This window comes from Nocardioides candidus (genome assembly GCF_041321175.1).
In the GTDB taxonomy this organism is placed as follows: Bacteria; Actinomycetota; Actinomycetes; order Propionibacteriales; family Nocardioidaceae; genus Nocardioides.
Genome location: NZ_JBGGWC010000003.1, coordinates 369,693 through 384,850 on the forward strand (window position 1 = coordinate 369,693; position 15,158 = coordinate 384,850).

12 protein-coding genes are annotated in these 15,158 nt (G+C 63.5%); 7 read left to right on the plus strand and 5 right to left on the minus strand.

Translation table 11 applies throughout. The features are described from left to right. Positions 1-30 precede the first annotated feature (30 nt). Together ACAX67_RS16090 and ACAX67_RS16095 are read left to right on the plus strand one after the other, a co-directional pair. Positions 31-1,206 carry a cytochrome P450 gene (locus tag ACAX67_RS16090; RefSeq protein ID WP_370704880.1) on the plus strand — a complete coding sequence of 392 codons (1,176 nt, stop codon included), beginning with the start codon at positions 31-33 and terminating at the stop codon, positions 1,204-1,206. A 35-nt stretch (positions 1,207-1,241) separates the two neighbouring features. Further along, positions 1,242-1,769: a hypothetical protein gene (locus ACAX67_RS16095; RefSeq protein ID WP_370704881.1), complete on the plus strand. Its 528-nt coding sequence runs from the start codon at positions 1,242-1,244 to the stop codon at positions 1,767-1,769. Between the two features lie 840 nt (positions 1,770-2,609). Here the strand turns inward: ACAX67_RS16095 and ACAX67_RS16100 are convergent. The 5 genes from ACAX67_RS16100 to queC are packed head-to-tail and all read right to left on the minus strand — an operon-like array spanning position 2,610 to position 7,163. After that, positions 2,610-4,610, minus strand: coding sequence for an ATP-binding protein (locus ACAX67_RS16100; protein ID WP_370704882.1), 2,001 nt, complete (start codon positions 4,608-4,610; stop codon positions 2,610-2,612). A 58-nt stretch (positions 4,611-4,668) separates the two neighbouring features. After that, positions 4,669-5,463 (minus strand): GTP cyclohydrolase I FolE2, encoded by a 795-nt coding sequence (locus ACAX67_RS16105; protein WP_370704883.1) that lies wholly within the window; start codon positions 5,461-5,463, stop codon positions 4,669-4,671. A 4-nt stretch (positions 5,464-5,467) separates the two neighbouring features. Then, positions 5,468-5,836, minus strand: a complete 369-nt coding sequence (gene queD / locus ACAX67_RS16110) for a 6-carboxytetrahydropterin synthase QueD (protein WP_370704884.1) — start codon at positions 5,834-5,836, stop codon at positions 5,468-5,470. After that, on the minus strand, positions 5,833-6,468 hold the full coding sequence (queE, locus tag ACAX67_RS16115; protein WP_370704885.1) for a 7-carboxy-7-deazaguanine synthase: 636 nt from the start codon (positions 6,466-6,468) through the stop codon (positions 5,833-5,835). The genes queD and queE overlap by 4 nt, the downstream gene beginning before the upstream one ends. Next, positions 6,465-7,163 carry a 7-cyano-7-deazaguanine synthase QueC gene (gene queC, locus ACAX67_RS16120; protein WP_370704886.1) on the minus strand — a complete coding sequence of 233 codons (699 nt, stop codon included), beginning with the start codon at positions 7,161-7,163 and terminating at the stop codon, positions 6,465-6,467. Before queC ends, queE begins: the two co-directional genes overlap by 4 nt. A 106-nt stretch (positions 7,164-7,269) precedes the next feature. On the opposite strand from queC, the gene ACAX67_RS16125 reads away from it, so the two are divergent. From ACAX67_RS16125 to dpdE, 5 genes are all read left to right on the plus strand, one after another. Continuing rightward, entirely contained in the window at positions 7,270-8,139 is an 870-nt protein-coding gene (locus ACAX67_RS16125; protein ID WP_370704887.1) for a hypothetical protein, read from the plus strand. Next, positions 8,136-9,272 (plus strand): DGQHR domain-containing protein DpdB, encoded by a 1,137-nt coding sequence (gene dbpB / locus ACAX67_RS16130; RefSeq protein WP_370704888.1) that lies wholly within the window; start codon positions 8,136-8,138, stop codon positions 9,270-9,272. The genes ACAX67_RS16125 and dbpB (ACAX67_RS16130) overlap by 4 nt, the downstream gene beginning before the upstream one ends. Continuing rightward, positions 9,269-10,519 (plus strand): tRNA-guanine transglycosylase DpdA, encoded by a 1,251-nt coding sequence (gene dpdA / locus ACAX67_RS16135; protein WP_370704889.1) that lies wholly within the window; start codon positions 9,269-9,271, stop codon positions 10,517-10,519. Before dbpB (ACAX67_RS16130) ends, dpdA begins: the two co-directional genes overlap by 4 nt. A gap of 10 nt (positions 10,520-10,529) precedes the next feature. Further along, entirely contained in the window at positions 10,530-11,633 is a 1,104-nt protein-coding gene (dbpB, locus tag ACAX67_RS16140) for a DGQHR domain-containing protein DpdB (protein ID WP_370704890.1), read from the plus strand. 129 nt (positions 11,634-11,762) lie between these two features. Next, positions 11,763-15,158 carry a protein DpdE gene (gene dpdE / locus ACAX67_RS16145; RefSeq protein ID WP_370704891.1) on the plus strand — a complete coding sequence of 1,132 codons (3,396 nt, stop codon included), beginning with the start codon at positions 11,763-11,765 and terminating at the stop codon, positions 15,156-15,158.

Genomic DNA, 15,158 nt, shown 5'->3' on the forward strand with positions numbered 1-15,158 from the left:
GATGACAGCTCCAGCTGAGAGGAAACGGCAATGACCCGGTTCAACGGGGCCTACGACCCGTTCGACCCGAACGTCCACGAGGACCCATATCCGATCTACGCGAAGCTGCGCGACCAAGCCCCGGCCTACTGGGCTCAGAGCGCGAACACCTGGGTCCTGAGTCGCTACGACGACGTCTCTTCCGCCCTCGCAGACCCAGAGACCTTCTCCTCGGCCAAGGGGATCTTCCCCTCGCCACCAGGTATCGACCAGTCAGAGCTGTTCCTGCCGATGCTGATCATGACCGACCCGCCGCGACATACCCAGCTGCGCGCCCTGGTCAGCCGGGGCTTCACCCCCAGGCGGATCGCCTTGATGGAGGCCGCGATCAAGCGAACCACCGATCACCTGCTCGAACAGGTTCCCGAAGGACCGTGGGACTTCGTCGCCGAGTTCGCCGGACCGTTGCCCGCGATCGTGATCGCCGAAATGATGGGCGTCCCAGCCGAGGACCGGGACCAGTTCCGGGCATGGTCCTCGACCCTGGTTAAGTCGAACCCGCTCAGCGGCGCCCGCGACGGCATCGCAGCAGCCGCATCGATCTACGAGTACTTCGCCGGCTTCCTCGCTGAACGACGCAACGCGCCCAAAAGGGACCTGATCTCGGACCTCGTCATGGCCGACGTCGGCGGCGAGCGACTCTCCGACGACGAAGTGCTGGGCTTCTGCTTGCTCCTCCTGGTCGCCGGCCACGAGACCACCACAAACCTGCTCGCGAACAGTGTCGTCATCCTGGCCCAACGTCCCCAGGACCGGACGCGAATGGCGAACGACACGGCGGTCCTGTCCTCGGCCATCGAAGAACTGCTCCGCTACGACTCCCCCGTCCAAGGACTCTCACGAACCCTGACACGCGACATCACCCTCCACGGCGAGACACTCAGCGCCGGGCAAACGGCACTGCTCCTCTTCGGCTCCGCCAACCGTGACGAGCACGCGTTTCCCGGCCCCGACGAGTTCAAGGTCGACCGCCAACCCGGGCGCCAGGTCGCCTTGGGACGGGGACTCCACTTCTGCCTCGGAGCGGCCCTTGCACGCATGGAGACACGGGTCGCACTCCATGCCTTGCTGAACCACCGGACCTTCACCTGGCATCCAGATATGCCCGCCGCGAAGCGGCTCCACTCCGGCCCCATTCGCGGCTACGCCTCGCTACCCGTGCAGTGACGCATCCCCACCTCGTGAGCAAAGGAGCACAGAACATGAAGGACGAACCGAAGCCGAGCCGCGCAAGTGTCCTGCACGCGGTCATCGACGACATGCTTGCCCGCAAGGACGGGAGGATCCCCACCCACATCGACGGTATCGACACCTTCTTCGACGGCGTCGAAGACCTCGCGAACGCTCTTCTACTGCGGTGGCACACCCGCCTGGTTGCGTCGCTGGAACGCGGCCTGGTCGATGATCCCGAGGACCGCGAAGAGGCCGTCATCGAGGCATGGCGTCACGCAAACTGGATCTACTGGGGCGTACGGATGGTCATCGACGAGCTTGAACAGAACCCACCCACCGAAGAAGTTGCTCACGCTGTCCGCAGGACCGCTCGCAACGACTGGGCGGTCATGGCCCTCGCCGCTGGCCTGGCCAGCGGCTACGACGAACCAGCAGCCCGCGTCGGTCACCGCCTGGAACTGGAGGCACGCCGCCGCAACCACGTCGAGCACAGCACGGCCCGTGACCCGCAGCCACGAACCCTGCTCGGCAAGTTGAAGGAGACGCTCATCGGTTAAGCAAAGAGCTGCCAGTCTTTCGGTCTCTATCTCGGCGGCCCTCGGCCGGCGGATCGGTGCCGGGTCGGTGCTGCACCGGCGGTTGACCGAGCAGGCGCAGGGCCGCACACTCCTCATTAATCGCGATGCATCCACGCCTGCGGACGTCCCCGCAGCTGGGCATCGCCGGCGCTGTGGGTATCTAGAAAGCGGCAGACTTCTAGACCAATCTAGGCAGGCTGCGTCGTCGCAGGGCGCCCGCATCACGAGGTAGCCTGCTACAAATCCGGTACAAATCGCCAGCCGTTCTCGACGTTTGCGCAGGTCAGCATGGGTCAGTCAGTCAGTACTACGACATTTAGTCCCGCGTGGGTGACGCCCACCGGCTGAGTGCCTGAAAACGGCCCCTGACCTGCGAAGACACCTTCCAACGTCTTCCAGCGTCAGGGGTCGTTTTTCGTCCTCGTGTGGCCCCAGTGTGTCCTCAGGTCCAGACCACGCCGGCGTGGCCCGGAAGCCTGTCAAGATCGAACTCGCCGTGACTTCACCTCAACACCGCCGGGTCGCGGGACGGGCTACCAGGCCGCGGGGCGGACCCTTTCATCGCTGAGGATGGCCCACGTGTACGACGCCCCCTGACGTCCTTCGAGGCCCGCCGGCCCCGTTACCGGCATCTGCTCCGTCGCGCGCCTGAAGTTCGTCTTCGAGAGCGACCGGTTGATGTCACGACCATCTCGGCTTACCACGAGGTACTCGCCCGGAACCTGATAGGTGAAAGGCAATCCCTGGGCGGTGTGGAACACCGCGCCAGCGCAACCTTTGATCCGTGCCCAGATCAGTTCAAAGTCAGCCACCCTGAACTCAGTCCTCCTCGACAGGTTCGACGTTCGGCAGTTCGATGTCGTCAACCCCCTGCTCCTTGAGTACGTCCCGGACGGTACGAAGACATATGACTTGCACCTGGTGTTCGTCGTTACCGGCAGTACGTAGCAAGTGCGTCACACCGAAGAACTTTCGCTGGTCGTAGTTTTCGTCGTCGAGTTCAAGGACGTCATAGTCATCGGTTGCTGAGTCCACGGACTCGCATACCAACAGGTCGACTAGGCCGAAGTACTTCTTGCCGGGCTCGCCTGCCTTGCGCTTGAAGTCGTCGGTCAAGCCATCCGAGCTGATCTTGAACTCCATCCACTGCCCGTCGTATCGGACGTCCCTGCCTTCTGGAAAACCAACCCCCAACGGACAGTCTTCCACGTCATAGGCGCCCTTGCCGATGGGTAGTCCGTAGTCGAAGTAGCCGTCGAGCATGCCGCGCGCCAGCAGGCCGTAGACGGAGAAGCCTGGAAGTGCGTCCATCGCGACAAGTTTCAGGAACTCGGCAACGACCTCCGTCTCAGTGGCCGGCGCGCGACGGAGCGACGACTCCCCGGAGACCACCAAGATTCCGCGGTCCTTCAACCTCTTGGCGTCCTCCTTCAGCGCCTCCTCCGCACCAGCCTTGTCCTTGGCAGAATGAGTGGACTGAGCCTTTCCCCGCAGAAGCTGCCCGGACTTGCCGGCAGCGAACGCAATCAACTCCTTGCACAGATCAAGGGCCAAGGCGTGTGCGTCGGCTGACAAGTTCTTGCGCCCGTAGTCAGGCTTGTAGTCGCCCGAGAAGTTGATACAGACGAAAGTTCGACTCTTGTGCTCAGCACCCGATCGGTGGAGGAAGCTCTTCCGCCGGCCAGTCGGAAAATCGCGAACGCCAACGAGGAAGCCGCCGTTCACTTGGATGAGGGCTTCCGCCAGGGCGCTGTCGTCCGAGTCCTCCGGGAGCCCTAGGTGCCGCTGGGTCACGTCCTCGTACCAACTGTTCATGTGCGCGTACGCGACGTAACCGCACACGTCGAAGCGCTTGATGACCGCCATGTGCTTCGGGTTGTCAGCGATCCGGGGCAGATACTTCTTGATCCACTTCCGGTCGAACCACTCATAGAGAATCTCGTTGTTCTTCGACGCTGATGTCAGGAGCGACGCTTTGCGAGGACCGTTGCGCTTGGCCAGTTCATGCGGGTAGAGGAATCCAGTGACGAGCGGCCTATCGTTCGCACCGCACTTCACGCCGACCTGGAGACGCGCTTGCCAGCCCGAGAGCTCGTCTCGATCCCCGTCCTGGATCATGAATCCGATCCCCGTCCGAGTGCGCAGGATGTACTCGAGCCGAGCGAACGCAGCCTTGTCCTCAACTCCGAGAAGATCCCTGAGGCGGTCGTCAGCGAAGACAACGGTCGCCGCCGTGCCCCACTCCAAGCCGTCACCCTCGGCGGCCGCAGTCAGTTCAAAGTCGGACGGGGGGAACTCCGAACTCTTCTCCTCGAACGGGCGATCGTCCTCGAGCAGACGTACGGTCTGTTCAAACCACGCCCTTCCGTTGCGCACGCGGTACGTCCACCCGTCTTCGCCAGGACTCCGAGTCTCCAACGCAAACTCGGCGTGTCCGAACTGAAGAAATGCGAGGGCAGCGCCCTTCTCGCCGCGAGAAGAGCGCTGGCCCAGCCGTCGCTTCAGCGAGTAGTTCGGGCGGACTGCCGGCTTCCGGTGCGCCCAACTGATACCCGTGCCATTGTCCCGGACGACCAAGGTCCTGCCCTCGATGTCGACCTCGACCTGGAGCCGGGGTTCGAAGGAATCGTCCTCCGACTCCGCCCGGGCAGCAACGGCGTCCAATCCGTTCTGGACCAGTTCCGCGAACGCGTCGTACGGGTCGTCGTAACTGCTGACGATGTTCGAGATCGTGTTAGCTAGCTCGTACAGGCGGTCTTCGTGGCTGGACTCTGCGCTGTCGGTGAGAAGGTCCACGAGTTCAGAGGCGGGTTCGGGCATGCCGACACCATAGGAGTGACGGCCGGTCGTGCACTCCGATTTCGGCTAGATGACGCCCTCAGACTTGGGCCGCTGGAGGCGTCCAGGTCAGACTCGCGACCGCGTCGTGGCTGTGGATGCTCTCGAAGTTGCGGACGCTTACCGCGTGGGTGACACCGCGCTCACGGCAGACGTGCGAGAGGTCGCGAGCCATGTCCTCGACGAAAGCTGGGTGGTCGTGCGCCTCCATGGTGACGACCCGCTCGTCCGGCCGCTTGATGAGGGGGAAGACGGGGCTGGATCCCACCGAGCGGATCATGGCGAAGGCCGTGGCGACGTCCAGTGGGTAGATGTCCTCATCTCGTCCCACCGTGGTGAGACTGACCCGACTGCGCTGATTGTGGGCTCCGTAGTCACTGATGGCCTTGCTACATGGGCAGAGGCTCGTCACGTCCGTGCCGACGGTGACCGCGAGCTCGGTCTGGTCGGCGACATGCCTCGCTGCAAGTTCGACGTCACAGACCTGCCACGCTTCCTTCCCAGACGCCGGAGCCTGGACCAGGAACGCCATCGGCAGTGCGACGTCGACCTGGACCCGGTCGACGTCGAGGCGGTCTGCCGCGACCTTGAGTGCCTGAGGGAGCCGTTCGGGCTCGAGATCCTGGAGTTCGTCATGGACGATCTCCACCATCCGGCTCATGTGCGTGCCGCGCCGCTCTGCCGGCAGCGTCACGGTCACATCGAAGGTGGCAATCCCCGCGTGCTTGGTCGAGCCGTCGTTGAAGCGAACCGGATACTGCACCCCGGCAATGCCGACGCGGTCGAGCTCGATTCCCCGCTCGTCCACCTGGTCTTGAATGTCCGGCAGAGGCACTTGACTACTCCCCGCGGTAGATGCAGCCAGAGGTGCAGGTTTCGCGAACCCGTACCTCGGTGAGGTTGGGAAGGTCCACGCTCAACCGATCCCAGATCCACTTCGCCAGCACCTCGCTGGTCGGGTTCTCAAGACCCACTACGTCGTTGAGGTAGTGGTGGTCGAGTTGGTCCTCAAGGGGCTTGAAGGCGACCTTCAGGTCGCCGAAGTCCTGAACCCAGCCGGTGCTCTCTCCCACCGGCCCAGCCACATGGACCTCGACACGATAGGAGTGTCCGTGAAGTCGGGCGCACTTGTGCCCATCAGGGACATTTGGCAGCCGGTGAGCTGCCTCAAAGGTGAACTCCCGGTAGATCTCGGCTGTGTAGGTCACGGAATTCCTAGGTGTTTGTGCGTCTGCAGACTCAGTTGCCACAGCGGATGATCAAGACAGAACTTCACGGCCAGTTCGGTGTTCGCGGCCGCGTCCGGGCCGTCCATCGGCTGCACGCGGAAGCTCTCGAAGTCCAGGTGTTCGAACGTCGTTGGGTCGACTCCGCCCTGCGGGACAACGAACTTGAGTTCGTTTCCTTTGTGAACGATGAGATCGGACCCGATCTTGGGGCTGACACAGAGCCAGTCGATGCCGGGAGGCGGTGCAACCGTTCCATTCGTCTCGACGGCGACGTAGAAGCCACGATCGTGGAGCGCCGCGACGGCCCCAGGGTCCAACTGCAACAGGGGCTCGCCACCCGTGCAGACGACCATCGGTCGTCCTCCCCCATTCACTGGCCACTTCGCTGCCACGGCGTCTGCCAGCGCATCCGCATCAGCGAACTTGCCGCCGCCCTCTCCATCGGTCCCGACGAAGTCGGTGTCGCAGAACTTGCAGATCGCTCGTTCACGATCGGCTTCTCGGCCGGTCCAGAGGTTGCACGAACTGAATCGACAGAAGACCGCCGGCCGTCCAGCGTGCGCGCCCTCGCCCTGGAGCGTGTAGAAGATCTCCTTGACCTTGTAGGTCACGCAGTCGCCTCCTGGTACCTGACCGGATCAGCAAGTCCAGCATCCGCAAAGCCGCGGAGACGCAGGAGGCAGGAGTCGCAATGGCCACACGAGCGGCCGTCCTCGTCCGGGTCATAGCAGGACAACGTGAGTGAGTAGTCGACGCCAAGCTTCGCCCCGAGTTCCACCGTCTCAGCCTTGGTGAGGTTGATCAACGGCGTGTGGATCTTGAGTGCATTGCCCTCGACGCCGGCACGCGTAGCAAGGTTGGCCATCTGCTCGTAAGCGGCGATGAACTCGGGGCGGCAGTCCGGGTATCCGGAGTAGTCGAGGGCGTTGACTCCGATGAAGATGTCGGTGGCTCCGACCACTTCGGCGTAGGCCAGCGCGAACGAGAGGAACACGGTGTTGCGAGCTGGCACGTAGGTGATGGGGATCTCGTCGTCGCCGATCTCGTCCGCCGAGTCGTGCTTAGGCACATCGACATCCGCGGTCAACGCAGATCCACCGAACACGCGAAGGTCGATGTCGCAAACCACATGTCGTGCGACACCAGCCGCCTCAGCGACGCGCTGCGCCGCAGCGAGCTCGACTTCGTGCCGCTGTCCATAGCGGAAGCTCAGGGCGTATGGCTCGAAACCCTGGTCCTTCGCGATAGCGAGCACAGTGGTCGAGTCCAGGCCCCCGCTCAGCAGGACGATGGCCTTCCGCGTCATGTCCAACACCCTCTTCAGTCGGTCGATCGGGCCTCTTGCCCCGTGCTGTCGAAACTACACGATAGAGTAGCTGAAACGAACACGTAGTTTCGGAGCATGTGAGGCCATGTCGCGACAGAAACTGACGATCATCGTCACCTGCACTGACAGGAAGTCGGCGACCCCTGATGACGAGTTGATGGTCCGCAATCTTCCCAAGGGACAGGTGGGCGCTCGCGCCCGGGTATGGCGGGACAGCCTCGCACGAGCGACGGACCGCCGCCCCCTCGTTGACCTGTACGGCGGCGAAACGTGGAGTCAGGTTCGTGCCCTTGCGATCAAGGCCACGAGCCTCGGGTACGAACCAACGATGTTCGTGGCTTCGGCAGGGCTTGGGCTTCAGCACGTCTCCACTCCGGCTCCCGCGTACGCCGCGACGTTCAGTCCTGGTCACGCCGACTCAGTCGGCGCATCCTTTCTCGAGTCTCAAACTTGGTGGGGCGCACTCCCCCATGCCGACGTCGCTCCTGGAGCACGAGCGATCTGGGTGCTGTCTGAGGCCTACTCACGCGTTGTCGGCCCGCAGATGCTCGAGGCGACCTCCCCCAGTGACGTGCTGGTGTTTGGCGGGTCAAAGGAGATTAGCGATGACGTACGCGTCCCCCCGGACCGATCATTGCGGCGTGCGCTCGGCGGCACCGTCACCAGCCTCAACGTTCGCTCCGCAACGCAGTGGCTGAGTTTGGCCGACGGGGAGGATCCATTCACGAGTGCGGCTCGGGACAGGTGGCGAACCTGGGCGCGCGACAGGCGGCATCACGAGGTCTTCGATCGCAAGCCCATGTCTGACTCTGCGGTGCTTGCCTTCGTCAGCGAGCTCCGCGTGCGTCAACCCACCATCTCCAAGACAAGCGCGCTCAAGGTTCTTCGCGAGGCGGGCATGGCATGCGAGCAACGACGATTCTCGACTCTCTTTCAGCAGGCGGTGGCTCGATGACGGATCCGAAGTGGCTTGTACGCCGGGCACTCAAGGTGCTTCAGAGTGAGGACACTCCGCTCTACCTGTTCACGTTGGCAGCCGAGGAGGTCGACCTGGTCGCGGACGTTGCGCGTATCGGTCGGGATGAGGCAGGGAAGCTCATCGGATATCAGCGTCCAGAGAAACAGAAGCACGTGAAGCAGATCCAGGAGTACTTGGACTCGGAGGATCCCATCTTCCCCAACGGACTGATCCTCGCGTTGCCGCCTGAGGTCAAGTTCAAGTCGAGCCGCGGGCCGACCACGACAGATGGGCTGGCTGTTGCCGGGACGCTGGAGATCCCGATAGCTCCGGACGGCGATGGACCGCGGCCAGCTTGGATCGTGGATGGGCAACAGCGAAGCCTCGCACTCTCTCGAACCAAGAACCGCCGCCTTCCGGTGCCGGTAGCAGGGTTCGTCGCGGCTTCGCTCGAACTTCAACGAGAGCAGTTCCTGCGGGTCAACACTGTTCAACCGCTCCCGACTGGGCTGGTCACCGAACTGCTCCCAGAGATTTCCCGGGTTCCATCAGCACGGATGGCGACGAGGCAATTGCCGTCAGCTCTGGTTGACATGCTGAACCACGACGCGGATTCGCCGTTCCACGGGCTCATCCGACGAGCATCTACGCCTGCAGACGACAAGAAGGTCACCGTCGTCACCGACAACAGCCTCGTTGAGGCGATCAGGGAGTCCGTCGAGTCCCCGTCTGGAGTCCTCTTCCCCTATCGGAATATCGCAAGCGGAACCACGGACACCGAGGGCATCCGACGTGTCCTCCTCGCCTACTGGGGCGCCGTACACGACACCTTCCCCGAGGCCTGGGGAGCGAGCCCCACTGCCAGCCGCCTCATGCACGGAGTCGGAATCCGAGCCATGGGCCGACTCATGGACCGCGTCATGACCCACGTACGAGACGACGACCCCCGAGCCCGCGAGCGGGCGGCAACAGAGTTGGCTCTCATCGCTCCCAAGTGCCGCTGGACAGACGGCACCTGGGAAGACCTCGGCGTTGCGTGGAACGACCTGCAGAACACGCCACGACACATCAGCGCTCTGTCGAACTACCTCGTACGCACGTACCTCGCCGAGCGGACGGGGCGGAAGTGAGGTTCTTCTTTCCCGACAGTCAGGACCTGGTGAGTCCGGCCTACGACTTCATGCGAGACGAGTATCCGGCCCACCGCGTGCGGCAGCGCGACGACAGGTACGCCCACGAGGTGTTGGCTGAAGCGCCGTACCACGGGATCCTCGTGAGCAAGTCGATCGTGGATGGATCGATCAAGGGCGCCGGCAAGTACTCCGGAGCGCAGCGGGCTCGCCTGTACCGGATGGGTGTCCATCGATTCTTCCGCTTGCCCCCGGGGGTCGAGACGCTTGGCGACAACGGCGCGTTCAACTACATCGACGAACCCGTCCCGCCTGTGACGGCCGCTGAGACGCTCGACTTCTACGAGGAGTGCGACTTCGACGCCGGGGTGAGCACAGACCACGTGATTTTTGGTTATGAGCCCGAGGCAACTCCCAAGACCGCAGATCCCGAGTGGGTCGAGCGTCGGAAACTCACGCTGCGTCTGGCCGATGAGTTCATCTCGCTCACGAGTGATCGCCACAGTCGTGTTCAGCCCGTCGGCGCCGCACAAGGTTGGAGCCCTAAGAGCTACGCCGACAGCGTCCGGGCCCTTCAGGAGATGGGCTACAAGCGCATCGCGCTGGGCGGCATGGTGCCCCTGAAGACTGACCAGATCCTGGCCTGCCTGACACAGATCGCGACCGTCCTCAAGCCCGGCACCGAACTCCACCTGCTCGGGATCACCCGCATAGCCGCCATGGACCGATTTTCAGAGCTGGGTGTCACGAGTTTCGACAGCACGTCAGCCTTCAGGCAGGCCTTCATGGACGACCGAAAGAACTATCACACGAGCGAGCGAGCGTACGTGGCAATCCGCGTGCCACAGGTCGACGGCAACCCCACTCTGAAGCGGGCGATCCTGGCGGGCGCCGTCAGCCAAAAGGATGCACTCACTGCTGAGCGTGAGGCGCTGAAGGCACTTCGTGCGTTCGATGGCACGTCTGCGAGGCGTCGAGACTGCCTGGACGCACTGGGGGCCTACGAAGTCGTGTGCCAGAGCAAGAAGTCGTACCTCGACGCGTACGCCGAGACCTTGGAAGCCGCGCCCTGGCGTCGCTGCCCCTGCTCTATCTGCAGGGAGCACGGCGTGGAGGTCGCGATCTTCCGCGGTACGGAGCGGAACAAGCGGCGGGGATTCCACAACCTTTCGGTCCTCAGGCACCAGATGGGGCAACTTGTCCACAGCCGCACTGCGATTACCGACTTCGCAGACGCCAACACCTAGGGTTTCGTCCATGGCCGACCGTTACGAGATCCGACTCCCCGCCCTCAAGATTCGCCAGGGCGAGCAGGCCATCTTCGCGTTCGGGGTAGACGGTAAGCGGATCCACGAGTTCACGACTGTGAGTCGCGTTCACCGTGACGACATGGAGCTTCAGGGCTACCAGCGTCCCGAGGTTCTGAGCCACATCCGGGCGATCCGGAGGTACCTCGAGTCTGATGGAGCGATGCTTCCGAACGCCGTCGTCCTCGCGTTTGATGAGCGAGTCACCTTTGAGGCAACTGCCGGACGAAGCGCGCTGGCCTTCGTCACCACAGGCGAACTCGTGATCCCTGTCGATGAGTCGCTTCCCGACGATCAGAAGCCGGCCTGGTTGGTCGATGGTCAGCAGCGCAGCGCGGCGATCCGGGACGCCGACCTTGCCGAGTTTGCGGTGGCGGCCGTCGGGTTCATTGCGCGCGGTGAAGCTGAGCAGCGCTCGCAGTTCATCCTCGTCAACAACACGAAGCCACTGCCCAAGGGGCTCATCCACGAACTCCTGCCTGACACCGAGGGCCACCTTCCGACCGCCTATGCCAAGAAGCAACTGCCCGCGCGCGTGCTCTCCGCACTGAATTTCGGCAGCCGAGCTGACGGTCAGCCGTTCGCAACTCGTATCGCCACCCCGACGATGGCGAACGGCTACATCAAGGACAACAGTGTCCTCAAGATGATCGAGAACAGCCTCTACGACGGCGCGCTCTATCAGTACCGCGACCCTATCGACGGCACTGGCGATGTCGACCAGATGCTGTTACACCTCAACTACTTCTGGACCGTGGTAGCTGTGACGTTCCCGGAGGCTTGGGACCTGCCTCCCACGAAGTCGCGACTCACGCACGGCGCTGGCATCCAGGCCATGGGTTATGTAATGGATCAGTTGACCGATGGCGTGCCTGCCGCCGAACTTCCGGGGCTCAATATCGAGAAGAAGATCGAAGCTCTCCGGACGCACTGCGCGTGGACCTCAGGGACTTGGGACTTTGGCCCTGAGCAGGCGCGGCGCTGGAACGGCATCCAGAACACGCCGAACGACGTGAGGCTCCTGACGAGTCACCTGCTCCGCGCTCTGCGCTGACACATTCAAGCGTTGGATTGCTCCAACCACCCACGAACTGTCGGACGTCTTTACTAGCCTCTGTGGGGTGAGGGCGAAGCGGGGATCGGCATGACGACTGGGGTGACATGCCCCCTGTGCGGTTCTCCGATGGTGATGCAGTTTGCTTCTCGAGGGCGCAACGCGGGGCAGGCGTTCTGGGGCTGCTCGCAGTTCCCGCGCTGCCGCGGATCGCGCGACGCGGAAGGCAATGCCCCGAAGCCGCGCCAGCCACGCAAGAAGCCGGCCGCACAGGCCTCGCCAGCACCGACTGCGGGACGCCGAACGAAGGCACTCAGCCGTGGCGACTTGCTCGTGTCCTCGGCCAACACTTTCGGCCCCGGGAAACTCGTGGCGCGAGAGGGCGACAACCTCGTCCTCGAGTACTTCGATGCGCCTGGGCCTGCACCATCCGCCCGCTACCGCGAGGCCGTCCCACGCGCCAGCCTCACGCGGCTGGCCCTGTCTCCCGAGCTTCGAGTCTTCTGGCAGGACAAGGATGACCGATGGCGGTCCGGACGGATCATCGAGGCGAACGAGCACAACGATATCTACGTCCGTGGGCACGAATGGGAGGGCTTTGTCCCTGAGGAGCGACTACACGTCCGCTGGAACAAGCCCTTGGCGGATCCGGTCGGCTTCGGGGAAGCCGGCATGCTCGAGTCGCCGATGCTCGCGGAACTGCGTCTTCCGTACTTGCGCAGCATCCTTCAGCAGCGCTCGGCGGCTCACGGCATGCGAGCCGTACTATCCAGCTGCATCGAACTCCACGCCCACCAGGTCGAGACAGCTTGGCGCGTTCTGCAGGACCCCGTCCAGCGCTACCTCCTCGCCGACGAAGTCGGGCTAGGCAAAACCATCGAGGCTGGAATCATCATCCGCCAGATGCTGCTGGACCACCCCGATCTACGAGTCCAACTGATCTTGCCTCCGTTCCTGCTCGACCAGTGGAGGCGGGAGCTGACCCAGAAGGTCCGGGTGCAGGACTTCCCCCGGGCGCACGTCCGTTTCAGCCGTGATGACGACCCGTCGATCTGGGAGGCGGCTGACCTCGTCGTGGTCGACGAGGCACACAACCTTGCGCGGATGTCAGTCAGCACGGATCCCGACCTCGCCTTCCGCTTTGAGCGGCTTCGTGAGATCGCCCTTGCCAGTCCGCGCCTGTTGATGCTGTCTGCGACACCAGCCCTGCACAACGAGGTCGCCTTCCTGGCGATGCTCAAGTTGCTTGATCCCGCGGTCTACGCCGATACAACGGCCGAGCAACTGCGATCTCGCCTGGAAGCTCGCGCCAGCCTTGGCCGCGTCTTTCTGGGACTTCAACCCAACCTCCCAGGAGTTCTCCTGAAGGGGCGCCTGTCGGAGGTCGAAGCGTCGTTCCCAGAAGACGCCGAGGTCGGGGAGTTGGTTGCGCGCGCCCGCGAGTCGGTGGCCGCACAGGACAAAGACGAGACTGCATCTCTCATCCAGGCACTGCGCACGCACGTTGCCGAGGTGTACCGCGTCCACCGACGAATGCTTCGGACCCGGCGTACGACGGCGTTGGAGGGCACCTACCGTGTATCCGGTCGTCGCACCCCCGAGCCAATTTTGCTGGAATCGGTCGCGGCTGACGAGGTCACAGAGGCTCTCGATAGATGGCGGGAGCAGGCGCTGGCCTCTGCCGAAGGCGACCCGGAGGAGTTGACCAACGCCGGACGCGCGTTCGCCGAGGCAGCCGCGGCGAGTCTCGATCCGAGCGCGCTTCAGGCGTGGGCGTCAGATCGCACCGATACAGCGGTCGGCCCTGAGGAGGTCGCAGCGTTGAAGCGGATCCAGCAAGACATGAGCTACGTCGATCGGCGCACCACCGTCAGTCGCCCGTTCGCTGACGCCCTCAGCGAACTCATGACGTCGCACGAGCGTGCTGTCGTCTTCTGTCCCACGCCTGGCTTGGCCATCGAAGTGGCTGAGGAACTCAAGGAGGTTTTCGGCAACAAGTCGGTCTTCCTCCATGTGACAACCCAACGTAGCGAGGAGAACGAGCACGCAGTCCGCTCGTTCGAAGCAATCCGCACGGCCGCGGTCTTGGTCGCAGACTCATCGGCGGAAGAGGGTCGCAACCTCCAGTTCGCCAACGTTCTGGTGCATCTGGGGCTTCCGAGTTCAGCGAATCGTCTTGAGCAGCGGATCGGTCGCTGTGACCGGTGGTCGCCCGAAGGGACGGGAGAGTGGCGGTCGTATGTCCTTTCGGGACACGCGGACAACACCTTCGCCATGGCCTGGGAAAGAATCCTGTCGGACGGATTCGGGATCTTCGACAGTTCTGTCGCGAGTCTTCAGCAAGCCGTAGACGACGCAACCGACGAAGCATGGCGGACTCTCCTCCAACTGGGAGTCGACGGCGTCGCCTCCGCGGTGACTCGGGTGCGAGAGATGTTGGCCGCGGAGATCGAGCGCGTCCGCGAACAGGATGCGCTCGACAGTCTCGAGACCAGCGTCGACGAGCGCTCCGTTTACGCGCGCATCGCAGACGTCGAATCGGAAGCGTCAGCTTTCGCGAAGGTGAGCGACGACCTACTTGCTGCCAATAGCGTCGCTGGAAACCTTCGGTTCGAACGGAAGGGCAACCCAGCCACCGGTTTGGGCAGTTATGAAGCGCTCGGCCGCCTACCGGGGAAGCAGGCACAGATTCCACTGATCCCTGCCTCGCGTCTCGTTCGTGACTTCCTGCCGTTGAAGGGACACGTCGGAACATTTGTTCGGGAGGTGGCCCTCGCCCGCGAGGACGTTCACCTGTATCGGTTTGGGGACCCGTTCGTCGATGCCGTCAGCGACTTCCTCTGGCACGACGATCGTGGCCGAGCCTTTGGCATGTGGCGCTGGCTGCCCGAATGGAGCCGTGACGACACTCCTCTGTATCGGTTCGACTACGCGGTCGAGGCCGACCCGCTCAAGGTGCAGACCGCAAACGATCCTCGGGGCGAACTCGTGACGCTCAGTGCAGGCATGGATCAGCGTGCGCTGACGCGGAGAGCCGATGGGATCTTCCCTCCCATGATCGTCAGCGTATGGATGACATCCGGCGCGCAGGAGTTGACGTCCAAGTCGCACCTCGATGCGGTGTCCGCCCCCTATACGAAGCCAGGCCCGGATCGTGCCGGCGGCGACTACTCGCTAAACCGTGTCAGGATCACGGAGGCCTTCGAACTCATTTCCGCAGGGAACTGGGCCCGGTCTTGGCGATCCGCAGAAGGAGCTGCGCAGCAGTTGGTCCGCGGTCGCCAGGAAGTGCGTTCTGCGGTCGAGCGCGCTGCCGCGATCGCCACCCGCGACTCGTCAACGCGTCTGTCGCAACTGCGTCTCCGAGCCATGCGCACGACAGGAGCCGAACTCGCACGCTTGGAGGAAGAACTCCATCGCGAGGAAGTCATCGCCCGAGCTATGTCCGCCGCCGTGGCGGCACCATCTCTCCGGCTGGACAGCACCGGCATCGTTGTTCTGTCCGGTCGATCCCTGACGAGCTGA